General features: G+C 53.4%; 22 protein-coding genes and 2 riboswitches. Of the genes, 18 read left to right on the top strand and 4 right to left on the bottom strand.

Annotated elements, in window-relative coordinates; all coding sequences use genetic code 11:
- Positions 1-170: 170 nt before the first annotated feature.
- From nagA to EVJ34_RS12610, 3 genes are all read left to right on the top strand, one after another.
- Entirely contained in the window at positions 171-1,316 is a 1,146-nt protein-coding gene (nagA, locus tag EVJ34_RS12600) for an N-acetylglucosamine-6-phosphate deacetylase (RefSeq protein WP_131437287.1), read from the top strand.
- The gene (nagB, locus tag EVJ34_RS12605; RefSeq protein WP_131485842.1) at positions 1,313-2,077 is read left to right on the top strand and encodes a glucosamine-6-phosphate deaminase; all 765 of its coding nucleotides are present in this window, start codon (positions 1,313-1,315) and stop codon (positions 2,075-2,077) included. Before nagA ends, nagB begins: the two co-directional genes overlap by 4 nt.
- A 151-nt stretch (positions 2,078-2,228) precedes the next feature.
- The gene (locus EVJ34_RS12610) at positions 2,229-3,332 is read left to right on the top strand and encodes an LCP family protein (RefSeq protein ID WP_131437283.1); all 1,104 of its coding nucleotides are present in this window, start codon (positions 2,229-2,231) and stop codon (positions 3,330-3,332) included.
- Positions 3,333-3,364: 32 nt separating this feature from the next.
- On the opposite strand, the gene EVJ34_RS12615 is transcribed toward EVJ34_RS12610, so the two are convergent.
- Complete coding sequence (locus EVJ34_RS12615; RefSeq protein ID WP_131437281.1) at positions 3,365-4,093, bottom strand: GntR family transcriptional regulator; 729 nt, start codon at positions 4,091-4,093, stop codon at positions 3,365-3,367.
- Between the two features lie 96 nt (positions 4,094-4,189).
- Between EVJ34_RS12615 and EVJ34_RS12620 the strand changes: the two genes are divergently transcribed.
- The 11 genes from EVJ34_RS12620 to EVJ34_RS12670 all read left to right on the top strand — a co-directional run bounded on the left by EVJ34_RS12620 (position 4,190) and on the right by EVJ34_RS12670 (position 14,677).
- Positions 4,190-5,350 carry an alanine--tRNA ligase-related protein gene (locus tag EVJ34_RS12620; RefSeq protein WP_131485843.1) on the top strand — a complete coding sequence of 387 codons (1,161 nt, stop codon included), beginning with the start codon at positions 4,190-4,192 and terminating at the stop codon, positions 5,348-5,350.
- On the top strand, positions 5,344-5,772 hold the full coding sequence (locus tag EVJ34_RS12625) for a GNAT family N-acetyltransferase (protein ID WP_131485844.1): 429 nt from the start codon (positions 5,344-5,346) through the stop codon (positions 5,770-5,772). The genes EVJ34_RS12620 and EVJ34_RS12625 overlap by 7 nt, the downstream gene beginning before the upstream one ends.
- Positions 5,773-5,849: 77 nt before the next feature.
- A riboswitch (Lysine riboswitch) is annotated at positions 5,850-6,030 on the top strand.
- A 114-nt stretch (positions 6,031-6,144) separates the two neighbouring features.
- Entirely contained in the window at positions 6,145-7,344 is a 1,200-nt protein-coding gene (locus EVJ34_RS12630) for an aspartate kinase (protein ID WP_131485845.1), read from the top strand.
- Positions 7,345-7,356: 12 nt separating this feature from the next.
- A complete protein-coding gene (locus EVJ34_RS12635) occupies positions 7,357-8,352 on the top strand; it encodes an aspartate-semialdehyde dehydrogenase (RefSeq protein WP_131437273.1) in 996 nt (331 codons plus the stop codon).
- A 12-nt stretch (positions 8,353-8,364) separates the two neighbouring features.
- Complete coding sequence (dapA, locus tag EVJ34_RS12640; RefSeq protein WP_131437271.1) at positions 8,365-9,246, top strand: 4-hydroxy-tetrahydrodipicolinate synthase; 882 nt, start codon at positions 8,365-8,367, stop codon at positions 9,244-9,246.
- Positions 9,243-9,992, top strand: a complete 750-nt coding sequence (gene dapB, locus EVJ34_RS12645; RefSeq protein ID WP_131485846.1) for a 4-hydroxy-tetrahydrodipicolinate reductase — start codon at positions 9,243-9,245, stop codon at positions 9,990-9,992. Before dapA ends, dapB begins: the two co-directional genes overlap by 4 nt.
- The gene (gene dapD / locus EVJ34_RS12650) at positions 9,970-10,677 is read left to right on the top strand and encodes a 2,3,4,5-tetrahydropyridine-2,6-dicarboxylate N-acetyltransferase (protein WP_131437267.1); all 708 of its coding nucleotides are present in this window, start codon (positions 9,970-9,972) and stop codon (positions 10,675-10,677) included. Before dapB ends, dapD begins: the two co-directional genes overlap by 23 nt.
- 46 nt (positions 10,678-10,723) lie before the next feature.
- Positions 10,724-11,650, top strand: coding sequence for a branched-chain amino acid transaminase (locus tag EVJ34_RS12655; protein WP_131437265.1), 927 nt, complete (start codon positions 10,724-10,726; stop codon positions 11,648-11,650).
- Between the two features lie 12 nt (positions 11,651-11,662).
- Positions 11,663-12,751, top strand: a complete 1,089-nt coding sequence (gene alr / locus EVJ34_RS12660; RefSeq protein WP_131485847.1) for an alanine racemase — start codon at positions 11,663-11,665, stop codon at positions 12,749-12,751.
- Positions 12,721-14,013, top strand: a complete 1,293-nt coding sequence (gene lysA, locus EVJ34_RS12665) for a diaminopimelate decarboxylase (protein ID WP_236636709.1) — start codon at positions 12,721-12,723, stop codon at positions 14,011-14,013. The genes alr and lysA overlap by 31 nt, the downstream gene beginning before the upstream one ends.
- 115 nt (positions 14,014-14,128) lie before the next feature.
- Positions 14,129-14,677, top strand: coding sequence for a nitroreductase family protein (locus tag EVJ34_RS12670; protein ID WP_131485848.1), 549 nt, complete (start codon positions 14,129-14,131; stop codon positions 14,675-14,677).
- Positions 14,678-14,819: 142 nt separating this feature from the next.
- On the opposite strand, the gene EVJ34_RS12675 is transcribed toward EVJ34_RS12670, so the two are convergent.
- Complete coding sequence (locus tag EVJ34_RS12675) at positions 14,820-14,999, bottom strand: hypothetical protein (protein ID WP_114167301.1); 180 nt, start codon at positions 14,997-14,999, stop codon at positions 14,820-14,822.
- Positions 15,000-15,109: 110 nt separating this feature from the next.
- Positions 15,110-15,646, bottom strand: coding sequence for a gamma carbonic anhydrase family protein (locus EVJ34_RS12680; RefSeq protein ID WP_131437259.1), 537 nt, complete (start codon positions 15,644-15,646; stop codon positions 15,110-15,112).
- Positions 15,647-15,766: 120 nt separating this feature from the next.
- On the opposite strand from EVJ34_RS12680, the gene ade reads away from it, so the two are divergent.
- The 3 genes from ade to EVJ34_RS12695 all read left to right on the top strand — a co-directional run bounded on the left by ade (position 15,767) and on the right by EVJ34_RS12695 (position 19,815).
- Positions 15,767-17,476, top strand: coding sequence for an adenine deaminase (gene ade / locus EVJ34_RS12685; protein WP_131485849.1), 1,710 nt, complete (start codon positions 15,767-15,769; stop codon positions 17,474-17,476).
- A 116-nt stretch (positions 17,477-17,592) separates the two neighbouring features.
- Positions 17,593-17,877, top strand: coding sequence for a hypothetical protein (locus tag EVJ34_RS12690; protein WP_131437255.1), 285 nt, complete (start codon positions 17,593-17,595; stop codon positions 17,875-17,877).
- A 57-nt stretch (positions 17,878-17,934) separates the two neighbouring features.
- Positions 17,935-18,109, top strand: a riboswitch (Lysine riboswitch).
- Between the two features lie 113 nt (positions 18,110-18,222).
- Entirely contained in the window at positions 18,223-19,815 is a 1,593-nt protein-coding gene (locus EVJ34_RS12695) for a Na+/H+ antiporter NhaC family protein (protein WP_131437253.1), read from the top strand.
- A gap of 104 nt (positions 19,816-19,919) precedes the next feature.
- On the opposite strand, the gene EVJ34_RS12700 is transcribed toward EVJ34_RS12695, so the two are convergent.
- Positions 19,920-21,551 (bottom strand): peptide ABC transporter substrate-binding protein, encoded by a 1,632-nt coding sequence (locus EVJ34_RS12700; RefSeq protein WP_131437251.1) that lies wholly within the window; start codon positions 21,549-21,551, stop codon positions 19,920-19,922.
- A 223-nt stretch (positions 21,552-21,774) separates the two neighbouring features.
- Between EVJ34_RS12700 and EVJ34_RS12705 the strand changes: the two genes are divergently transcribed.
- Entirely contained in the window at positions 21,775-23,178 is a 1,404-nt protein-coding gene (locus tag EVJ34_RS12705; RefSeq protein WP_131485850.1) for a basic amino acid/polyamine antiporter, read from the top strand.
- Positions 23,179-23,190: the final 12 nt, after the last annotated feature.

The raw sequence follows: 23,190 nt of genomic DNA on the forward strand, positions 1-23,190 counted from the left end.
GAGAAAGGTTGACGTTACGACGTCAGCCTTTCTGTTGTTTGAGGGAGAAACAGGACGGGCAAAGGATGGGGGAAATGGCGTTTAACTGTTAATTAAATTGGTCTATACAACTATACTGATTTTTGATATGATAACGATGAAGCTACTTGAAGAAAGGTGGATGACCGATTATGGTGATCATCAATGCACATATCGTTTCGGGGGACAACACGTGGGAACGAGGCTATATCCGGTTCGATGGCACGACGATTGTGAGCGTCGGTGCGATGGAGGACTATCAGGCAGGAACAGATTCAGAGCTCGACGTGCGCGGGGCGCTCGTGACGCCAGGAATGATTGACGTCCACATCCACGGCGGTTACGACGTCGATACGATGGATGCGGATGTGGACCGACTCCGTCACCTCAGCCATTCGATGTTCGCAGAAGGCGTGACGTCTTATTTTGCGACGACGATTACGCAGTCACCTGCTGCCATCACGAAGGCGTTGCAATCAGCCCGGACCGTCATCGAGGCGGGAGACACGTCACTCGTCGGCATCCATCTAGAGGGACCGTTCGTCAACGTCGATAACGCTGGCGCACAGCCGGCAGAATATATTATCGATCCCGACGCAGAACAGTTCCGGACGTGGCAACAGGAGGCAGGCGGACACATTCGTCTCGTCACATATGCCCCTGAACGTCCTGGGGCACGTGAACTCGAACGAGTGATGCGTGAGACCGGGGCGATCGGGTCGACCGGGCACACGAACGCCACGTTCGCCGAGAACAAGGAAGCGAACGTCAAACACGCGACGCACTTATACAATCAGATGCGCGGACTTCACCATCGGGAACCGGGGACGGTCGGCTATTGTTTATTGGAGCGTGACGTCATGGTCGAAATCATTCCAGACGGGATTCACAGCCGTCACGAGATGGTCGACTTCGCCTATCGCATGAAAGGGGCGGACGGTCTCGTCGTCATCACGGACGCGATGCGCGCCAAAGGGCTTCCGGACGGTCGCTATGAACTAGGAGGCCAACCGGTCATCGTTGCGGACGGGGCAGCTCGCCTTGAAGCTGGAAACTTGGCAGGTAGCGTCTTGACGATGGACGCGGCATTTCGAAATGTGGTGACGTTCACAGGGTGTACGTTACCGGAGGCTGTGAAGATGACGTCAACAAACCAAGCGCGTGAATTCGGATTGACGAAAAAAGGGTCGATTGCGGCCGGATTTGATGCGGACCTCGTCATTTGGGACGATACGCTGTCGGTCACGACGACGATTCATCAAGGACGCGTCGCTTATTCGAAGGAGGATATGACATGAACATATTAGTCGCGAAAACGCCGACAGATGCAGAAACCATCGCGTATACGCTCATCACTGAACGATTGGCCGGGAAACGGGAGTTCGTGCTCGGACTTGCGACCGGCAGCACGCCGGTCGGCATGTATGAGATGTTCAAACGTGACGCGCTCGACTGCAGTCATGTGACGAGCGTCAATTTAGATGAATACATTGGACTCGCACCGAGCCATCCGCAAAGTTATCATCATTTCATGGAAGAGAAGCTGTTCAATGACGTCCCGTTCAAAGAGAGCCATGTGCCTCGTGGTGACGCAGCCGATCCAGAAGCGGAAGCAGCCCGCTACGAACAACTCGTTCGATCAATCGGGGTCGATCTTCAATTGCTCGGTATCGGGGAAAACGGACATATCGCCTTCAATGAGCCGGGGACGGCGCTCGATGCGAAGACGCACGTGACCGAGCTGACCGAATCGACGCGGGAAGCGAACCGTCGTTTCTTTGATACGATTGAGGAAGTACCGACGCATGCTATCACGATGGGGCTCGATACGATCATGAACGCACGCGAAATTGTTCTCGTGGCGACAGGTACTCGAAAAGCGGAAGCGGTTCACCATATGATTGAGAGCGTACCGACAATCGAGTGGCCGGCCTCCATCTTACAGGCGCATCCGAGCGTCACGATCGTGCTCGACGCCGAGGCGGCGTCCGGATGTAGTGACGTGTTACAAGCACGCGGCAGCGAAGCGGGCGACCGATTCTTTTCAATCCGTGCTTAACGACCTGGGGACAAACGTCTCCAGGTTTTTTTATCGTCAACTGTGGGAAATTGTATGGAAATGGTTTTGTAATCAAAACGTTTTCGACAAAAGTCGAGGATTCCTCTATAATAGGTGAAGCTCATATCAATCGACCGTGAAGGAGAAAATCATGAATTCAAGAACCCAGGCTCGTAGACGTCGCAAAGGCCCGTCTGCGTTTTATAAGCTGTTCAGCGCCCTCGTATTGATCGCCGTCATCGTTGGCTCGAGCATGTATGGGACAGCGTTTTATCAAGCACATAACATGTTGTCCGGTACGCAAGTGACACTTGAGGATGATCCGACCCTCGAACCGACCCGATTCGATAAAGAGGATACCGAGAGCTTCCTCGTGCTCGGAACTGACTTGTCGCCGCAAAAGAAAGCGCGCGGTGAGTATGGTCGTTCAGATGTCATGATCGTCGTCATCTTGAATAAGAAGAACAAACAGACGACGATGCTAAGCATCCCGCGCGACTCGTACGTCAATATTGACTACACGGGCTTTAACATCCCATACGGCAAGACCGGTCTCGATCAAGATAAGATTACGCATGCGTATTACTTCGGATCGATGGACGAATCGAATCCGAACAACGGGATGCGGATGGCGACGAATACGATTGAGGATCTAGTCGGTATCGACATCGATCACGTCGTCTCGCTCAACTTCCAAGGGTTCGTCGACTTTATCGATGCCGTCGGCGGCGTCGAAATCGATGTCCCGTTCTCGTCTGAACAAAACAGTTATGACGCTTCTCGCGAAGTCGTTCAAGTCGAAGCAGGGCTGCAACAGTTGTCAGGTGAAGAGGCACTCGCTTACGTCCGGAACCGCTATGATGACCCGCGTGGGGATATCGGACGCGGACAGCGCCAGATGGAAGTGATCAATGCGGTCCTTGACCAAGCGCTCGGCACATCGCTCATCAACAACTACGACAAAGTGTTGAAAGCGGTCGGTGACAACATGCAGACGACGCTCGGTCCGAACGATTATATGCGTTTGATTGAAGACATCGGTGCCCTCAACAACACGGTCCAATATCAGTTGACCGGTGAAGGGGCCCGCGGCAATGACGGTCATTTCTATTACTTCTTGAACGAGCCGTTGCTCGAAGAAGTCCGTTATCGCGTCCAACAGGCCGATGCGGGCAATGAAGTGGAACCGATGACCGATACAGAGCTCGAAACGTATATGTACGACCCAGCTGGAATCACATACGAAGCACAATAAAAAATGGTTTGCCGTCCGCGGCAAACCATTTTTTACGTCCGGTCCATGGCCACGGTGAACGAGTAGGCGTCACCACGGAACAAGGAGCGGCTATATTCGAACATGTCCCCATTTTCGAGATACGTTCGTTGATCAATCAATAGGACAGGAGCGTTTGGAGAAATCGTCAACAACGTTGCGTCCTCAAGTCCCGCACTCCGTGCTTCGAGCGTTTGGGTCGCGTTTTTCAGCCGAAGGCCGGACTGCTCGGCAAACTCGTAAATCGAGCCGATGGCATCCGTCTCGGTCAAGTCCGGCAATAAGGCGACCGGGATGTACGCCGTCTCGAGGGCGAGAACTTGTTCATCGGCGAGCCGCAAGCGGCGCATCTCATAGACGGGGGTATCGAGGGACACGCTCAACTTTTGAGCGATTTTTGCCGGGGCCGGGATGGTCTGGAACGATAATAGGCGACTGAACGGACGCATGCCCCGATGTTTGATTTCTTCGGAGAAACTCGTCAATCCGGATAAGGCCATCGTGATTTTCTTATTGGCGACAAACGTTCCCCGGCCTTTTTGCCGGCTCAAATAACCGGCGTTGACCAAGTTGGTGATCGCTTGACGGACCGTCATCCGACTGACGTTATAGCGCTCGGAAAACTCTCGTTCGGACGGAATCGATTCACCGGGTTGGAGAATGCCGGCATCTATTTGTTGCTTTAAATAGGCTTCAATTTGATAATAAATAGGTAGCGGTGATTGTTTATCAATCTGTAACATGCATATCGCTCCTGACTTCAAAAGTAAGTGTTTCTTATTATAGACTAAATTAGACTAGTTGTCTGAACATATCCTACAGAAAAGGCGGCGACAGCAATGAATCCATGGCAATTTGAAACGACGGTGACCGAGACCCGCACCGATGCGCGCGGAACGTGGGTTGCGCTTGAATCAACGTTATTTTATGCGGAAGGAGGAGGCCAACCGCCTGACGCCGGTACACTCACCGGCGAGCCCGTGCTCGATGTGCAACGGGTCGATGACGTCGTTTGGCACTTGGTCGAACAGGAACTCGAACGTGGAGCGCGTGTGACCGGCGTCGTCGATGAGGCGGTCCGTCGCGACCACTCCATCCAACATACGACTCAACATGTGTTGACGGCCTTGTTAGAAGACGAGTACGGCATTCAGACGTTAAGCTTTGGCATCGGACAAGAAGAATCGTCGCTTGAAATCGGGACAGAGACGTTCGACTGGATTCAAATCGAGTCGTTAGAACGAGACGTGCAACGCATCATCTTTGAAAACCGTCCCGTCTCCACATACGAACTCGTGTCTGAAGAGGTCGAGGTCGCGCGGTTACGTAAACCGACCGATCGCACCGGGATGGTTCGGATCGTCGACATCGACGGCCTCGATTACAACGCGTGCGGCGGGACACATGTCGAGGCGACCGGTCAACTCGGGATTGTCCACGTGACCTCGATGAAGAAAGTCCGCGGGAACGTCCGTCTGACCTATGTCGCCGGTCACCGTGCTTTGTCCGCCATCCATTCGTCGCGAACCGCATTACGGACGATTCATCAAACGTTATCGACGACGAACGAGACGGTCGCTGCCCGCGTGATCGAGGAACGTAATCTTCGTCTAGAGCGGGACAAGGAAGTGAAAGCGCTCGAGGCACGGGTGGCGAAAGCGAAAGTCGCTGCCTTTTTGCAAGAAGACAATTATGTCATCACCCACATTGGCAAGACGGAAGCGGAGACGTTGACGACGACGATCGTCGAGCGCATCGCCGCGACGGGCCGGATTGCCGTCGGGGCAAACCACTCGGGACAAAAGTTGTGGCTCATGCACGACGGGACGCATGACATCGCCATCGGTAAATTTTTGAAACGGACGCTCGACGACCTCGGCATCGGTCGTGGCGGCGGTAGCCATAAACAAGCCCAAGCCCGCTTCGAATCGGTCAGCGAGTTGGAGCACGCGACGGCAGAAATCGTGAAACGGCTTCAGGAAGGAATGGTATCATGTTGAAAATTGAACACGGCACAGAAGCCGAACTGATTGAACAGGCACGGGTCGTGCGAGCGACGGTATTTATTCACGAACAAGGCATCGCCCCTGAACTTGAGTATGACGAGCTCGACCCAGACTGCATCCATTTTGTCGGGACGGTGGAGGGCGAGCCGGTGACGACGGCGCGTCTGCGTCCAATCGGCGACGGGATCGGAAAAGTGGAACGGGTCGCCACGATCGCGACGGCACGAGGTAACGGATACGCGAAGGAAATCATGCTCGCCATCGAATCCGTCGCCCGGACGAACGAGTTACGTGAGCTCAAACTTGGGGCCCAACTGACGGCGCTCCCGTTCTATGAACGAATCGGCTACGAGGCATACGGCGATGAATTTTTAGACGCCGACATCCCGCACCGGATGATGCACAAGGCGTGGTGACCATTGTTTGAAATTTTCCTTTTTTCTAAAAAAAGGTTGGCAAGCCGTGAAGCATTTGTTATAACTAAAACTAACAACTGACAGATAGAGGTTGCGAATGACATGAGTACGCTTGATCGACACGGACGCATTCCGGATCGAGCCGAAAGGGGAAATTCGCCGAAGTCGACGTTCGCATGCGTACGAACGAAGGCTGGGGTAGTCGTGAACAACGCCTACACTGCCATGGATGAAATGCCATGGAGCGCTATCTACGGAACGATTCTTTAATCGTTTTTCAACTGCGCGTACAAGCGGCAGACCGTAGGGAGAGTGCTTCCTACCGGTCTGCCGCTTTTTCTGTTGGTGGACATCATGAAAGTGGGGAACCTGATGACAACCGTATTGAAATTCGGAGGTAGCTCCGTTGCCACAATTGAACAACTCCAGGCCATTTCCGAATATTTACAGACTCGGGTCGCGGCCGGAGAAAAGCTTGTCGTCGTCGTTTCCGCGATGGGGAAGACAACCGACTCGCTCTTGTCACTCGCCAAACAAATCACGGAACGCCCGATGATTCGCGAACTGGACCGCTTGCTCGCGGTCGGTGAGGAACAGACGATCAGTCTGCTCAGCATCGCCTTGAACTCACGAGGCGTCGCCGCCATCTCGCTCACCGGCCAACAAGCCGGAATCGACACGATGGGGATTCACACGAAAAGTAAAATCAAGGCGATTCGCAAAGAAGTGCTCGAAGAGAAGTTGCGGACATATGACGTCGTCATCGTCGCCGGCTTCCAAGGCGTCAATGAGTTCGGTGATGTGACGACGCTCGGACGAGGTGGATCGGATACGACCGCCGTCGCCTTGGCCGCTGTCCTTAGCAAACGTTGTGAAATCTACACGGATGTCGCCGGCGTCTACACGGCTGACCCGCGCATCCATAAAGCAGCACGCCGGCTAGATACCGTCTCGTACGACGAGATGATGGAGATGAGTGCACTTGGGTCGAAAGTGATGGAGATGCGTAGCGTCGAGCTTGCGAAAAAATTTGATGTGAACATCTTTGTAGGAAAGACGCTTGCGAGCGAAGGAGGAACATGGATCATGGATATGACACAGGCGATGGAACAAAAAGCGGTGACGAGCGTGAGCGTCGTGAAGAACGTGCTCAGCGTATCGATTAAACATATTCCACATTCGGTGGCAGGAGTCGCCGACATTTTCGAGAAGTTGTCACAGCGTCATGTCAATATCGATATGATCAGTCAGACGGCGTTCGACGGGGAAGTGTTCTTATCGTTCACGTGTCCGCTCGATGAAGAGGCGTTTCTCGAAGAGGCGCTCGCGGAATTGACCGAGACGTTCCCACAAATCAAAATCGACCGTCATACCGAGCATGCCAAAATCTCTGTCGTCGGCATCGGCATGCGTGACGCGACCGGGGTCGCCGCCGAACTGTTCGCCACGTTCCGCGAGAGCGGGATTCCATTCTATCAAGTCACGACATCCGAGATCAGCATCTCGTACACGATTAACGAACAAGACGTCGAAGCAGCCGTCGCGGCCATCGCGACCCGCTTCAAGTTATAAGGAGGACGCCACATGTATAACGTAGCCGTCGTCGGTGCGACCGGTGCCGTCGGCCAAAAAATGATTGACGTATTGACTGAGTATGAATTTCCGATCAACGAATTGATGCTGTACGCATCGTCCCGTTCAGCTGGGAAGACCGTGAACGTGAACGGTACGGACGTCGTCATCCGAGAATTATCGGACGCGATTTACGCAGATCCGATTGATATCGCCCTCTTCTCGGCCGGTGGGAGCATCAGCGAACAATATGCGCCTCGCTTGAGTAAACAAGGGGTCATCGTCATCGACAACTCGAGTGCATTCCGGATGCAAGCGGACATCCCGCTCATCGTCCCGGAAGTGAACCGGGTCGAACTGAGCCCGGACAAGACGCTCATCGCCAACCCGAACTGCTCGACGATCCAATCGGTCGTCGCGCTCGCGCCGCTCGCCGAAGTATACGGGTTGACTCGCGTCGCCTATACGTCGTATCAAGCCGTCTCCGGATCAGGACAAAAAGGGATTGAAGACTTGGAGCGTGGCGCACGTGGGGAAGAGCCGAAGAACTATCCGTATCCGATTTATGATAACGTCTTGCCACATATTGATGTGTTCTTAGAGAACGGTTATACGAAAGAAGAGCAGAAGATGATCGAGGAGACACGCAAGATTTTAAATGCGCCGAACCTCGGTGTCACAGCGACGTGTGTTCGTGTCCCGGTCCGCAACAGCCACGCCGTCTCCATCACGGTCACGCTCGACCGCGACGCGACGCTCGCCGAAGTGAAAGCTGTGCTCGCGGACGCGCCGGGTGTCGTCTTGATGGATAACCCAGGGGAACTCGTCTATCCGACACCGCTCGATGCGAACGGGACAGACGACGTGTACGTCGGCCGTATCCGTGTCGACGAGTCGCAACCGAACACGTTCCATCTCTGGTGCGTCGCTGATAACGTTCGAAAAGGTGCGGCGGCGAACGCCGTTCAAATCGCCCAGTGCATGATCGGGCAGACCGCTACGAAATAAGGGGGAAATCAAATGTTTACAGGAGTCGCAACCGCACTCGCTACACCGTTCCAAGCAGACGGTCAGTTACATCTCACAGCGTGGGAAGCATTGATTGAAGATCAAATCAAAGAAGGCGTCAGCGGCCTCGTCATCGGGGGAACGACTGGTGAAGGCATGACCATCACGGACGAAGAGTTCGAGACGCTTCTCGTCAAAGCGATTGAAGTCGCTGCCGGCCGCACCGTCATCATCGCCGGAACCGGGTCGAACAATACGGCGCTCAGCATTCAAAAGACGAAACGAGCCGCCGAACTTGGAGCCGAGATGGCGATGGTCGTCACACCTTATTACAATAAATCGACGCAAGCGGGTCTGATCGCCCACTTCACAGCGATCGCCGACGCGTCACCGATTCCGCTCATGCTCTACAACGTACCTTCACGGACGGGCGTCGCGCTTGATCCGGCAACGGTCGGAGAACTCGCCGATCATCCACGCATCGCTGCGCTTAAGGAAGCGAGCGGCGATATCTCGGTCATGGCTCAAATGATGGCTCATGTACCGGAAGGGTTCCCGGTCTATTGCGGGAACGATGATCAAATTCTTCCTTATATGGCTTGGGGGGCGCAAGGTGTCGTCTCGGTCCTCTCGAACGTCTATCCGGGTGCGACGGTTGCGCTCGCCGAGGCGCTCCTCGCGGGAGACTTGGAGACGGCGCGCACATGGCAGCTCCGACTGCTCCCGGTCATCGACGAATTGTTCGCTGAAGTGAACCCGATTCCGGTCAAAGCGGCACTAAATGCGCGCGGCTTCGAGTTTGGCGCACCACGCCTCCCGCTCGTCCCGATGAGCGCGACGGCCGAAGCACGCCTCTTGTCGGCGATGGAGCAGTTTAATGAGGTGAGACAGTGAATTTACTCATTCATGGATACGGAGCGATGGGACAAATCGTCGAAGAAGTCGCCCGGACACAAAACGTGAACGTCGCGGCGATTGTCTCGCCGGCTGGAGGGGAACATCCTGCCTCGCTGCAAGACGTCACCGCCGATGTCGACGTCGTCATCGACTTCTCGAACCCGGCACTGTTGGATGACGTGCTCGCGTTCGGAAAAGCCAAGCACATCCCGCTCGTCATCGCGACGACGGGGTTCTCCGAGGCAGAGCTCGCTAAAATTGAGGCGGCGTCTCAGGAAATCCCGATTTTTCAGTCGTACAATACGTCTTATGGGATCGCTCTCCTGAAACAGTTGCTCGACCAACTCGTCCCGCTCACGCTTGGGTATGACATCGAAGTGATTGAGGCGCACCACCGTAAGAAAGTCGACGCACCGAGCGGGACAGCGGAACTGCTCGCTCGTGCCATCGAGGCGAAACGAGACGTGACACCGGTATATGACCGGACACCGCGGCGGGAAGCGCGTGCGGCTGATGAACTCGGCATGCACTCGGTACGTGGAGGGACGATTTTCGGTGAACATACCGTCCTGTTTGCCGGAGACGATGAAATGCTCGAATTGAAACATACGGCCCTGTCCAAACGTGTCTTCGCGAACGGGGCACTCGCTGCGGCGGCAACGATTCTTGACCGCCCAGCCGGATTATACAATTTAACGAACCTATACGAGGAGGCCACTCATGTTACTCACAAACGCTTATGAAATCGCGCAATACATTAAAGATGCCAAGAAAGAAACGCCTGTCAAACTATACGTCAACGGTCAATTGGCCGGTCTCACGATCGAAGATGCCAAAGCTTTCGGAACGGACGAGTCGAAGCTGTTTTTGACGACAGCAGAACGTGCGGCCGCTTTCGTTGAAGCGAACGCAGCCGTCATCACGGACACACATCTCGAGTACGATCGCCGGAACAGTGCCGTACCGATGCTCGACACGACACAGTTGAACGCCCGCATCGAACCAGGTTCGTTCATCCGTGACCACGTTCAAATCGGCAACAACGTTGTCGTCATGATGGGGGCCGTCATCAATATCGGTGCCGTCATCGGCGACGGGTCGATGGTCGACATGAACGCGGTCATTGGTGCCCGCGGAACGCTCGGCAAAAACGTCCACCTTGGCGCCGGCGCCGTCGTGGCGGGTGTCCTTGAGCCACCTTCAAAAGACCCGGTCATCATTGAAGACGGTGTCATGGTCGGTGCGAACGCCGTCATCTTGGAAGGTGTCCGCATCGGTGAAAATGCCGTCGTCGCAGCAGGCAGTGTCGTCACACAAGACGTACCGGCCGGCGTCGTCGTCGCCGGTACGCCAGCCCGCGTCATCAAGCAGAAGGATGAAAAAACAGCAGAAAAAACACAACTTGTTGATGACTTACGCTCCCTGTAACGTATAATAGACAGAAAATATAAACAATGAATGGGAGAGTTGAACTATGGAACAGTATGGACAATGGATGTGGAAAGACGGGGCTTGGATTGAACCGAGTGACGCGAATACGAGCATTATGACACACGCGATTCACTACGGTAGCGGGTTCTTCGAAGGAATTCGGGCGTATCATACCGAGGAAGGCCCAGCCATCTTCCGACTCCGTGAACACTTGGAGCGACTCGTTCGGTCGTGTGCTTACTATCACGTCGAACTCCCGTACACGGTCGATGAGCTCGAACAGGCGACGATTGAATTGATCGAACGCAACGGCTTTGAAGCGTGTTACATCCGTCCATTCGTTTTCCTCGGCACACCTTGGCAGGCACTCATGCCGACGCAGGAAACGAAAGTACACGTCGCGATTTCGTGCTGGCCGCTCGGCGAATACTTCAGCAAGACGGTCGGGATCCGCGCGAAAGTCGCATCGTACCGTCGCGTCTCTTCGACGATGATGCCGATGCAAGCGAAAGCGGCAGCGAACTATATGAACTCGCAACTCCTTAAAGGAGAAGCGGTCCGCGACGGGTATGACGAAGCGATCGCCCTCGACATGAACGGAAACGTCAGCGAGGCGAGCGTCGCCAACATCTTCCTCGTCAAAGGAAACAAAATTTTCACACCGTCACTCGACTGTTCGGTGCTCGACGGCATCACGCGTCAAACGGTGATCGAACTTGCCCGTGAGGAAGGGTTCGAGGTCATCGAACGCCACATCGGACGTGACGAACTATATGTCGCAGATGAGATTTTCTTGACGGGAACAGCGGCTGAAGTGACGAGCGTCATCGAAATCGACAACATTTCGATCGGTGGCGGCGTCCAGACAGTCGCGACGAATATGCTCGCGCGTTACCGTGAGGCTGTAACAGGACAAATCGCAAGCCACCGCGATTGGGTCACATTCGTCAAAGCAGGAGTCATAGAATAAAGGAGTTTTTGTATGGGAGTCACAATTGACTTAAACGCGATTCGCGAAAACAAACGTCGGATTGAAGCACTTGGCCGACCAGTGTTTGCCGTCGTGAAAAACAACGCCTATAACTTAGGGATGGAGCCAGTTGTGACGACACTGTACGAAGAAGGGGTGCGTCATTTCATGGTGACGACGCTTGACGAGGCGCGCGAGGTGCGGACATCAGCGCCAGAAGCGCGCGTCCTCGTCATGAACCCGGTATACGAGTGGACGAACGTCCATCGCGACGGACTTGACGTCGCCATCAGTTCCTACGACTGGCTCGTCTCGCAACGGGATCAGTTGAATGGCGTCCGGCTTCACTTGAAGCTTGACGTCGGGATGAACCGCTTCGGTGCCAAGACGTTCAAGGAAGCGTTGGCCATCGTCGCCTTCTGCCAAGATGAAGGGCTCGACCTTGTCGGGTTATGTACACACTTTCCACTCGCTGACGCGGACAATGCTGAAATCGAACATAGCGTCCACGTCGAACGGTTCGCCGACTGGTCGAATCGTCTCATCGAACGCCATTCGTTTGAAATCGTGCACGCGGCCAACAGCGCCGCGACGCTTCAAGCGGACCCGCGTCTCGGACATTGCACGCACGTTCGTGTCGGCATCTTCCTTTATGGCTATTCCTCGGTCGAACCGGTCGAGTGGCTCGTCCCAGCGTTTCGCTGGGAGACGGAAGTCGTCGCCGTGCATGACATCGAGGCCGGTGCCCATGTCGGTTACGGTACGGGCTACACGGCGGAGACGAATGAACGCATCGCCGTGCTCTCCGTCGGCTATGGCGATGGACTCATGCGCGCCCGGCGCTTCTTGCCGGCCCATATCGAAGGCCGCGCTTATCCGTTCATTAGCAACATCTTCATGAGCCATAGTTTCTTGCGTGTCGATGACACCGTTCAAGTCGGAGACCGTGTCGAACTATACGGCTATCTCACGAAAATCGATGACGTGACCCGCACCGGGCACGCCAATAACTCAGAACAATTATGCGCACGCTCATGGCGTGTCCCGCACCGCTTTGAAGGAGGCAATGTATGTACACCACCAACCAATCAGTTTGTATGATCGAAGGCGTGTCCGTCCGTGAACTTCAAGCGACGTACGGGACGCCACTCTATATCATGAGTGAACCGGAGCTCGAACGTCGTCTTGGCCTTGTCCGGAGCGCATTCCTCGACAAGTATCCGAACACGTACGCACTTTACGCCTCAAAAGCGATGTCGATCGCGGCCGTGTATGAGAAAGTGATTGCGGCGGGCTTGAGCATCGACGTCGTCTCACGCGGTGAGATGTTCGTCGCGCTCCACGCAGGTGTTCCAGCTGACCGGATTCACGTCCATGGGTCGAACAAGACGGTACAGGACATCACGTTCGCACTCGAGAACGGCATCACCCACTTTACGATTGACAACATGCGCGAGATTGGACTGTTGTCGGGTCTCGCCGTTGAACAAGGGGTAGACGTCGATGTGTTACTCCGCATCGTCCCACAGGTCGTCGGAGGCGCTCACGAGGCGATTCAGACGGGTGGGGTCGATACGAAGTTCGGTTTCCCGACTCATGACGATGCGTATCTCGAAGCGATCAAGGCGACGCTGCAGGCGGAACGTCTGCAGTTACAGGGAATTCATTGTCACGTCGGCTCGCAGATTCAAGAACCGACGCTGTTCATCAATACGGTCAAGACGATGGTCAACTTCATCGAGACGATTCGTCAACAGACGGGCTATACAGCCGACGTCTTGAACATCGGTGGCGGCTTCGGTGTCGCCTATCTCGAGTCGGACGATCCGCTCGACTTCGCCGATACGATGACGCAAGTGATGGACACGCTCGTCGCAGAAGTAAACCGCTTCGGTCTACCGCTCCCGAAAATTGGGATCGAACCGGGTCGTTGGCTCGTTGCTAACGCCGGTGCGACGCTCTATGAAGTTGGGACGGTGAAAGAAGTGAGCGGTGTCCGCACGTACGTCTCGGTCGACGGGGGGATGACGGATAATATTCGTCCGGCCCTTTATGACGCCGAATATGATGTGATTGCGGCGACGCGGATGGATGAGCCGAAGACACTCGAAGCGAAGATTGTCGGGGCGTGCTGTGAGTCGGGAGACATCATCTCGAACCGTTCACTCATCCCACCGGTCGAAGCGGGCGATCTCCTCCTCGTCAAAGCGACGGGGGCGTATAACTTCTCGATGGCGAGCAACTATAACCAGATGCTCCGCCCGGCCGTCGTCTTCGTGAAGGACGGGACACACCGTCTCGTCGTCCGCAGACAGACGCTCGAAGATTTGGTCGCCTGTGAGATTGTTGGACAGTCGACATGATACGATGAACGCATTCCTGAATCAGGGATGCGTTCTTTTTTCGAAGTCATTCCTCTTCAAATGAGAACTGTTTTCAATTATGATGGTAGAGAGAATAGAGGGGGAAGTGATGGGAATGGAAAAGACAGTAGGACAGCAGTTGATTGAATCGCGACGGACGATTCGGATGTTCACGGAAGAACCGATTGCGACGAAAGTACTCTATGAGTTGCTGGCATCGGCGCATCAAGCACCGTTTCATAATAAAGTCGAGCCGTGGAATCTCTATTTGTTCAACGGGGACGGAAAAGACGTCTTGCTTCATGCGCTCGAACCGGCGTTTGACGACGGTCCCGAAGCGAAGCGCGAGAAAATTGCGGGACGAATTCGAAATGCGGCCGCCTGTATATATGTGACGACGAAACAGTTCGAGACGGACAAAGGGAAGAAAGATGCGCTGCTCGCCACGGCGACGATGATTCAAAACTTTCATTTATTATGTAGTGAGCAACAGATCGGCCTCGTCTGGCGGACGGGTGGCATTTTCGAAGACGCCCGTCTCCAAGAGCTGATCGGGGCCGAGGGGGAGACGTTCGTCGGATTGCTTCAGCTCGGACGATATGAGGATGTGCCACCGATGAAACAGCGTGAGTCCATCGATGCCAGTTTGACAATCTTTGAATGAACGAAAAGCCCGGTCGTGAGTAGACTACGACCGGGCGAAGATGTATGAATGGATAGACTGAGACGTTCTTTTGGGCGCTCAGTTTATTTTTTTAGCTTGTTTGCGAGCCAATCTTGAATGACATTCGTTGGAATCATTTTGTTCACGTTCCCTTAATTTTAGTTTCTTCCTCTTTAGTATTATCCGATTGCAACCGTTCCCAAACCTCTCGATGTGTGCCTTGTAGCGTATCGTCGAACGAATCCTCGATATGCAGGCAATAGCTTGGGTTTACGGACGAGGCGTACAAGTCTAACATGAGTTCGGCATGGTTTGGATACATTACAATTGGCCCCTTTCGACACGTCGGCTTGACTACATCCTCAGTATACAAAGGAAACATGAAGAAAAATCGGGATAATCGTTAACAATTTATGAATCTTGTAAACGCTTTCACAATCTTTGGGTCGATGTGAGTGGCTCGCATGTCGTCAAGTACTGCTCAGCCCGTTTGGCGTATTTGTTGACGGTCCGTTCCATGATGAAGCGATCCTCGTCATTGAGCGGACGGACGACTTTGGCGGGCACGCCCATGACCATGACGCCTTCTGGGATTTGCATATTTGGTGTGACGAGTGCACCGGCCGCGATGAATGAACCTTTGCCGATCTTAGCCCCGTCGAGGACGGTCGCATGCATGCCGATGAGACAGCCTTCTTCGATTTCGCAACCGTGAATCATCGCCATATGACCGATCGACACCCGGTCATGGATGATGGTCGGGGACCCTTCATATTGGTGGACCATCGATCCGTCTTGAATATTCACGTAAGAACCAATTTGAATCGGTCCCTCATCTCCTCGAATGACCGTATTGAACCAGACGCCGGAATGGGCGCCGATGGTAACGTCACCGATGACGTGGGCTCCTGGTGCGATGAAGACTGTCTCATCGACGTGTGGAATCAGTTCGCCTAATTTATATTGCATATGTGTAACCCCTTTCAAATGGATATGCTTTCATTGTCGCATAAGTTGAAAAAGAAATTGCACCGGAAAGATTATTCTTGTTAAGATAGTAAAAATACGTAGAAAAAAGGAGACACACAGATGGAGAAACAACATTTGATCGACATCGCGGCGAAAAAAAAGAAAGCAGCGGTCGTCTTTAAGGATGTGGCGGTCATCGATGTCTACAGCCGTGAGACGATTCGCACCGATGTCGCGATCGACGCCGGCTATATCGTGGCCATCGGGGACGGTTACGAAGGGGAGACCGAATACCATGACCCGTCATGGACACTCGCGCCGTCGTTCATCGACGCACATGTCCATATCGAGTCATCGATGGTCCCCCCTCATGAGTTTGCCAAAGCCGTGCTTCCGCTCGGGGTGACGACGGTCATCGCCGACCCGCACGAGATCGCGAACGTGAACGGGGCGCTCGGCATCGAATATATGCTCGCCGATGCCAAGGGGTTGCCGCTCGATGTCCGAATGATGCTACCAAGTTGCGTTCCGGCGACGCCGTTCGAGCACGCAGGGGCGAAGCTATACGCCGAGGATTTGGCACCATTTTTAGGGGACCCGGGCGTACACGGTCTCGGTGAAGTGATGGACTATCCGTCCGTCGAGTCCGGGAGCGAGGACATGCTTCAAAAGATCGCCCAGACAGAACGCGCTGGGAAAGTCGTCGACGGTCATGCCTCAGGCCTTGGACCTGATCAGTTGAACGTGTACCGTACAGCGGGTATCATGACCGACCACGAGTGTACGACGGCGGAAGAAGCACTTGAACGCGTGCGTCGCGGCTTTTACGTTCAAATTCGGGAAGGGTCGGTCGCTCGAAACGTCGAGAAAGTCAGCCGTGCCATCACCGAGAGCAACGCCCACCGGTTCTTGTTCTGTACGGACGATAAGCATTTGGACGATCTTGTCGCCGAGGGCGGTATCGACTACAACATTCGCATGGCCATCAAACAAGGCGTCAAGCCAGAGACGGCCTATGCCGTTGCCAGTCTTCACGCGGCCGAGGCATACGGTTTGAAAGACGTCGGTGCCATCGCCCCGGGTAAACGAGCGAACTTCGTCATCTTGTCAGACGTCCAATCGGTGAAAATCGAAACTGTCTACGTGAACGGGGAGGTCGTCGCCAAAGAAGGCAAGGCGACGTTCGAGGCTGACGGGATTGAAGTGCCGAAACCGATGAAAGGGGAACTCAAACTGCCGGACTTGACAGCAGAATCGTTCCGCTTAGCAGTGAAGGAAGAAGCAGTCGATGTGATTCAAGTGTTACCGAACAGTCTCTTGACGAAGCGGGAGCGTCTTGTCTTCACACCTGATGCGTCCGGAGCGGACCTCGCCCAAGACATTGCCACGCTCGCTGTCATCGAACGTCATCATGGGACGGGGCACATGGCCCTTGCCCCGGTGACAGGTTTCGGTTTGAAGCGAGGGGCACTCGCGGCGACGGTCGCGCATGACAGTCATAACCTCGTCATCGCCGGGGTGAGCCCGGACGACATGTTGCTCGCAGCCGAGACGCTCGAGAAAGTAGGCGGTGGTGTCGTCGCGGTCGCGGATGGCAAAGTGTTAGCCGTCTTGCCGCTCGAAATCGGGGGACTCATGACAAGACGTCCGTACGGAGAAGTGGCGGACGTGCTCGAACAGTTGAACGACGCACTCGACGTCGTCGGGGCACATCGTCACTTCAACCCCTATTTGACGATGTCGTTCCTAGCCCTCCCGGTCATCCCGGATTTGAAGTTGACCGATATGGGACTATTCGACGTCACGACGTTCTCATTTATCGAGTCGTGAGTCCGTCTAACGTATGATTTTTGTTAAGAACGACCCGAAACGATTGAACGCTTTTGTTTAAGTTGGTATAGTTACGACAAGTTTCATCGGTACAAATGAAAGGGGGGATATCACAGATGGAACAAGTTGCATACAACCGGTCGTATGATGAACATGGGGATTTGATCAATTCTGTATATCGTGCCTTCCAAGACCGATGTCAAGAATTGCCTGACGAGACGCGGACGAAACGACGGTTGCGTCACCTGATTTTCTTAACGATCAAAGAACAAACGACGTCACACGCCGAACGATTCGTCTTGTATCATTTCTTTAGTGATTTCTTTAAAGCGGTCGAGTCTGACGATCAAGCCGCACTCGCTGTATTAAAACAAATCATCCGAGATGAAAAAAACTATTGATTAGTCACTATGACCTATGATAATTTAGACGTAACTTTAAATGAATATTCGTGCTATCGATGAGGTAGAGGTGCGATGCTGATGAGTAAGTAGTCCGAGGATGACAACGGTGAAGACTACAGAAAGGCAAGATCGCCGAAGTGTAAAGTCATGTCTCTGACTTTGTGCTGGGCTGACGGGAAATACCCGTCAGACTGCCATACATATTTACGTATGGAGCGCTCCAAGTCGGCTAAGAAAGACGGAACATCCAGCGAGGGTGTCGGCTTTGTTGCCGATGCCCTCGCTTTGCGTTTTTTTAAGCATAGGGGGGCCTCATCTCAAATAGAAGAGGAGGAAATCAGCATGGTAGATTATTCAACTTCGGTACTCTCACTCGTACCGGCTTTACTCGCCATTATTATGGCCATCACAACACGGAAAGTCATTCCGTCACTCGGTGTCGGGATTGTCGCAGGGGTCTTATTGCTTCACAATTTCAACCCGCTCGAATCGATTCAGTATTTATGGTCAAACATCATCGCACTATTCTGGGCGGATGGGGCCATCAATGAATGGAACGTGCTGTTGATCGCGTTCTTGCTCTTGCTCGGCATCTTGTCATCCATCATTCAAACATCAGGCGGTGCCCGTGCGTTTGGTGAATGGGCAGCTTCTAACGTCAAAACGGCTCGTGGCGCCCGCCTCGTCTCGTTCGGCCTTGGAATCTTGATTTTCATCGATGACTATTTCAACAGTCTTGCCGTCGGGAATATTAGCCGACCGCTCACGGACCGGAAAAAAGTATCGCGCGCGAAACTCGCTTATACGATTGACTCGACGGCCGCACCGGTCTGTGTCATTAGTCCGCTCTCGAGTTGGGGAGCGTACATCATCGCCATCATCGCCGGAATTCTTGCGAAGTACTCGATTGATAGCTACTCGTCATTCTCAGCATTCATCCAAATCATTCCGATGAACTTCTACGCCATCTTCGCCCTTATGTTGACGGCTTACGTTGCCTACACCGGACTTGCGATCGGACCGATGCGGACGCATGAGCTACGTGCCCTTCAAGGTGAGCTCTACGATTCATCGAAAGGCGCACCGATGGGGATGAGTGAAGATATTAAAGAACACGATGGCGGGAAAGTCCGCGACTTGATCGTCCCGATCATCGTCTTGATTATTGCCACCGTCTCAGCCATGTTATACACAGGCGGTCAAGCGCTCGCTGCTGATGGTCAAAGTTTCTCGCTTCTCGGTGCGTTCGAGTCAACAGACGTGACGCGGTCACTCGTGACTGGTGCCGTGATCAGCTTGCTCGTTGCTCTCTTGCTCTTGATTGGTCGCAACATTCCAGCCAAGGACTACGGTCATGCGACATGGGCTGGTATCCGTGCCATGTGGCCAGCCGTGCTCATCTTGCTCTTTGCCTGGACGATCATTGCCGTCATCGGGGATATGAAAACCGGTGATTACTTGGCAAGCTTCGTCACGGACTCGATTGCAGCATCTTACTTGCCACTGATCTTGTTCGCAATCGCCGGTCTGATGGCGTTCTCGACAGGGACAAGTTGGGGGACATTCGGTTTGATGCTTCCAATCGGGGCTGACTTGATTATGGCGGTCGATCCGGAGCTGTTGCTTCCGACACTCGCGGCGGTACTCGCTGGTGCGGTATTCGGTGACCACTGTTCACCAATTTCGGATACGACCATCCTCAGTTCGACGGGTGCCGGATCGCACCATATCGACCACGTGTTGACACAACTTCCATACGCTTTGATTGCGGCTGGTGTGTCAGCGGTCGGATATTTGGTCCTCGGCATCACAGGCTCGATGTGGATCGGATTCTTTACAGCATTCGCGACATTCGTCGTATTACTTGTCATCGCTCAAATCATTTCTAAACGCGGACGTGTTCCAGCCGAAATTCGCGCTGAACGTGAAGCTTGATCACTTAAATGAGAGGCGTGCCACAACTCGTGGTACGCCTCTTGGCTTGTCCTAAGTGACGATACACAAACAAACCCTGTCACATGAGTGACAGGGTTTGTTAATTAGTTGACGTCCAACCACTTGAAGCTAGCGTCAGCTCCGAACGGATGGCGGTGCATGTTTTTAATGTTTGAGCGTTCGAGGTACGCCTCACCTTTTTGGTAGATCGGTGCAATCGCAAAGTCATCTTCGAGCAAGATGCGTTCTGCTTCTTGCATCGTTTCCCAACGTTTCATTTGATCGGCTTCTTGTTTCGCACTTTGGATCAATTTGTCATACTCGTCGTTCGAGTAGGCCATCCGGTTGAACGGACCGTCCGTTACCCACATGTCGAGGTACGTCATTGGATCCTGGTAATCAGGGCCCCAGCCAGCAGCAGAGACGTCATAGTCGCCTTCTCCTTCGAGTTCAAGGAAGTTTTTGAACGGTTGTTGCTTGATGTTAAGTGTGAGGCCAGGAAGGTTCTTCTCGAGCTCACCTTTGATATACTCGTTAACTTTTTTGAACGCTTCTTCATCACGTGAGAGGAACTCAAGTTCGACCGTCTCGACACCAAGTTCGGCGAGACCTTTCTCCCATGCGGCTTTCGCCTCGTCGACGTTATAGTTTTGAAGGTCCGGATATTTCTCGCGGAAGTCGGCTCCGTCCTCTGTGAACGTGAAGTCTTTCGCGACGATAAAGTTAGCCGGCTGTGAACCGTCTGTCAAGATGACGTCTGTGACACCTTGCTTATCGAAGCCTTTCGCGAGCGCCTCACGAATGTTGACGTTTTGGAGCGCTTCGTTCTTTTGGTTGAAGCGAAGGAAGTTGATGCGTGCGTCAGCACGAGTCTTGAACTCTTCACTGTCTTGGAATTGTGGCACGAATTCAGACGACAAGAGTGTGTAGTCGACTTCGCCCGATTCGAACAAGTTGACGCCTGTCGCGACTTCTTTGACGACTTTAACGTTGATTGTCTCCATCTTGACGTTGTCAGCATCCCAGTAGTCCGGATTCTTTTTGTACACCCAACCTTCATTGTCTTGCCAGCTGTCTAAGACGTAAGGGCCGTTATAGAGCGTCTTATCGACCGCTGTCGCGAACGACTCGCCTTGCTCTTCGACGAATTCTTGCTTTTGTGGCATGTACGTCGGGAATCCTGTCAACCCGAGGAAGTAAGGGGCAGGTGCCTCCAATTGAACTTCGAGTGTCTTTTCATCGAGTGCTTTCGCACCGAGTGCATCGAGTTCTTCTTCGCCTGCAAGAATCTTGTTGGCGTTTTTCAAGTCCTGAAGGATGTATGCGTACTCGGCGCCTGTCTCAGGGTTGAGGGCGCGTTTCCAAGAGTAGACGAAATCTTCAGCTGTGACTGGTGATCCGTCTGACCAGTTCGCATCACGCAATTTGAACGTGTATGTAAGTCCGTCTTCTGAAATTTCAACGTCTTCAGCAATTCCCGGTACCGGCTGGTTGTTCTCATCAAGACGATACAGTCCCTCGAAGACGTTGTTCGTCACGATGATTGATGTTGAGTCCGTAGTGAGCGTTGGATCGAGCTGTGGTAAATCTGTCGCCGAAACGAGCGTGATTTCCTTCTTCGCATCACCCGATGATGATCCTTCTGATGTGTTAGACGATGATTCTTCTCCGCCGCCACATGCTGCTGTCGCAAGCAAGGCAACACCCGATAAAGCTAACCATTTCTTATTACGCATTGTCATACCTCCCGAAAATTCTGATTGTTTCGAATATATTGTCATTAAACTATAAACAGAATGAATAAGCAATTAATTTTTTTAATTATTCGAAAATATAAACATTAGTAAAATACCTATCTAAACGTCATTGTATTCAGTAGAATAAGGAAATCGCCGAATGAATATACATTATTGATGTATAGTTATTCGTCAGACGTCAACTGTTTTTGGAGGGTTTGGAATGAAAGGACAATCAGCCGGAATCGGCTTTTTCGGGCTTGCTGCGATGGTCGTCGGAACGATGATTGGCGGAGGCGCATTTAACTTGCCTGGCGCGATGGCGCAAGGTGCCGGGGTCGGTTCGGTCTTGATCGGTTGGACGATCACGGGTATCGGCATGGTCATGCTCGCGTTCGTGTTTCAATTTTTAGCGAATACGAGACCTGAACTTGAAGGTGGGATTTACGCCTATGCGAAGGAAGGGTTCGGCAAGTTTGTCGGATTCAATAGCGGATGGGGCTATTGGATGTCCGCATGGATCGGGACGGTGGCAAACATCACATTGATTTTTAGCACGCTCAGCTACTTCTTTCCGATTTTTTCGTCAGAGCATCGAACGTTTCGTTTAATCATGAGCGCAGTCGTCATTTGGGGATTGTTTTGGATTATCTCACGCGGGATGAGAGAGGCGGCACTCCTCAATATCGTCACGACGATCGCAAAGCTCGTCCCGATTTTCTTATTTATCGTCCTGATCTTGTTCGCCTTCCGGATCGACACGTTTCAAATTGATTTTTGGGGGCAATCCGGATTTAGCTGGTCACAAGTGTTCCCACAAGTGAAGTCGACAATGCTCGTGACACTTTGGGCCTTCGTCGGCATCGAAGGAGCGGTCGTCTTGTCATCACGCGCCCGCCATAAACGGGACGTCGGACGGGCGACGGTGATCGGTCTTATCGGGACGCTCGTCATTTACATGATGATTTCAATCCTCTCGTTCGGGGTGATGACACAAGAGCAACTCGCGTCGCTCGCAGAACCGTCGATGGCGTACGTACTCGAGGCAGTCGTCGGTCCTGTCGGTGCGACCATCATTAACATCGGACTCCTCGTCTCACTCTCCGGTGCGTTGCTTGGGTGGACGATTCTTGCGACCGAGATTTCTTATTTGGCAAGTCGCGATGGGGTGTTCCCGAAACTGTTCAACCGAATCAACCGAAACGAGACACCGGTGAGTGCGCTGTTCATCACGCAAGTCTTCACACAACTCGTCACCATGATCGCCTTGTTCTCCGAACAGACCTATTTGGTGCTCTCGAGCATCGCCGGGATTGCAGCACTCGTCCCGTACTTGTTTTCCGCCTTGTTCGGCTGGAAAGAGGCGCGACGCACTGGGGCACGCTCGATGCTCGTCATGTCGGGAATCGCGACCATCTATGCGGCCTGGCTCCTCTATGCGTCAGGTGTCGAATATATGCTCATCGCGATGATTCTTTACGCGCCAGGCGTGTTCGTCTTCATGCTAGCCGAACGCGAACAGGGACGGCCGTTCCTCAGCCGCCTGCAATATATGATCGCGCTCGTCATCCTATTGGCAGCCACGTACGGTGTCTACGGACTATGGACAGCAACGATCAGCCTGTGAAAAAAACCATCG

Source organism: Exiguobacterium sp. SL-9, assembly GCF_004336985.1.
GTDB lineage: Bacteria > Bacillota > Bacilli > Exiguobacteriales > Exiguobacteriaceae > Exiguobacterium.

What these genes read in the sequence shown, in the direction of transcription:
- nagA (WP_131437287.1), top strand. Translation starts at nt 171, where the DNA reads ATGGTGATCATCAATGCACATATCGTTTCGGGGGACAACACGTGGGAA.
- nagB (WP_131485842.1), top strand. Translation starts at nt 1,313, where the DNA reads ATGAACATATTAGTCGCGAAAACGCCGACAGATGCAGAAACCATCGCG.
- EVJ34_RS12610 (WP_131437283.1), top strand. Translation starts at nt 2,229, where the DNA reads ATGAATTCAAGAACCCAGGCTCGTAGACGTCGCAAAGGCCCGTCTGCG.
- EVJ34_RS12615 (WP_131437281.1), bottom strand. Translation starts at nt 4,093, where the DNA reads ATGTTACAGATTGATAAACAATCACCGCTACCTATTTATTATCAAATT.
- EVJ34_RS12620 (WP_131485843.1), top strand. Translation starts at nt 4,190, where the DNA reads ATGAATCCATGGCAATTTGAAACGACGGTGACCGAGACCCGCACCGAT.
- EVJ34_RS12625 (WP_131485844.1), top strand. Translation starts at nt 5,344, where the DNA reads ATGTTGAAAATTGAACACGGCACAGAAGCCGAACTGATTGAACAGGCA.
- EVJ34_RS12630 (WP_131485845.1), top strand. Translation starts at nt 6,145, where the DNA reads ATGACAACCGTATTGAAATTCGGAGGTAGCTCCGTTGCCACAATTGAA.
- EVJ34_RS12635 (WP_131437273.1), top strand. Translation starts at nt 7,357, where the DNA reads ATGTATAACGTAGCCGTCGTCGGTGCGACCGGTGCCGTCGGCCAAAAA.
- dapA (WP_131437271.1), top strand. Translation starts at nt 8,365, where the DNA reads ATGTTTACAGGAGTCGCAACCGCACTCGCTACACCGTTCCAAGCAGAC.
- dapD (WP_131437267.1), top strand. Translation starts at nt 9,970, where the DNA reads ATGTTACTCACAAACGCTTATGAAATCGCGCAATACATTAAAGATGCC.
- EVJ34_RS12655 (WP_131437265.1), top strand. Translation starts at nt 10,724, where the DNA reads ATGGAACAGTATGGACAATGGATGTGGAAAGACGGGGCTTGGATTGAA.
- alr (WP_131485847.1), top strand. Translation starts at nt 11,663, where the DNA reads ATGGGAGTCACAATTGACTTAAACGCGATTCGCGAAAACAAACGTCGG.
- lysA (WP_236636709.1), top strand. Translation starts at nt 12,721, where the DNA reads ATGTACACCACCAACCAATCAGTTTGTATGATCGAAGGCGTGTCCGTC.
- EVJ34_RS12670 (WP_131485848.1), top strand. Translation starts at nt 14,129, where the DNA reads ATGGAAAAGACAGTAGGACAGCAGTTGATTGAATCGCGACGGACGATT.
- EVJ34_RS12675 (WP_114167301.1), bottom strand. Translation starts at nt 14,999, where the DNA reads ATGTATCCAAACCATGCCGAACTCATGTTAGACTTGTACGCCTCGTCC.
- EVJ34_RS12680 (WP_131437259.1), bottom strand. Translation starts at nt 15,646, where the DNA reads ATGCAATATAAATTAGGCGAACTGATTCCACACGTCGATGAGACAGTC.
- ade (WP_131485849.1), top strand. Translation starts at nt 15,767, where the DNA reads ATGGAGAAACAACATTTGATCGACATCGCGGCGAAAAAAAAGAAAGCA.
- EVJ34_RS12690 (WP_131437255.1), top strand. Translation starts at nt 17,593, where the DNA reads ATGGAACAAGTTGCATACAACCGGTCGTATGATGAACATGGGGATTTG.
- EVJ34_RS12695 (WP_131437253.1), top strand. Translation starts at nt 18,223, where the DNA reads ATGGTAGATTATTCAACTTCGGTACTCTCACTCGTACCGGCTTTACTC.
- EVJ34_RS12700 (WP_131437251.1), bottom strand. Translation starts at nt 21,551, where the DNA reads ATGCGTAATAAGAAATGGTTAGCTTTATCGGGTGTTGCCTTGCTTGCG.
- EVJ34_RS12705 (WP_131485850.1), top strand. Translation starts at nt 21,775, where the DNA reads ATGAAAGGACAATCAGCCGGAATCGGCTTTTTCGGGCTTGCTGCGATG.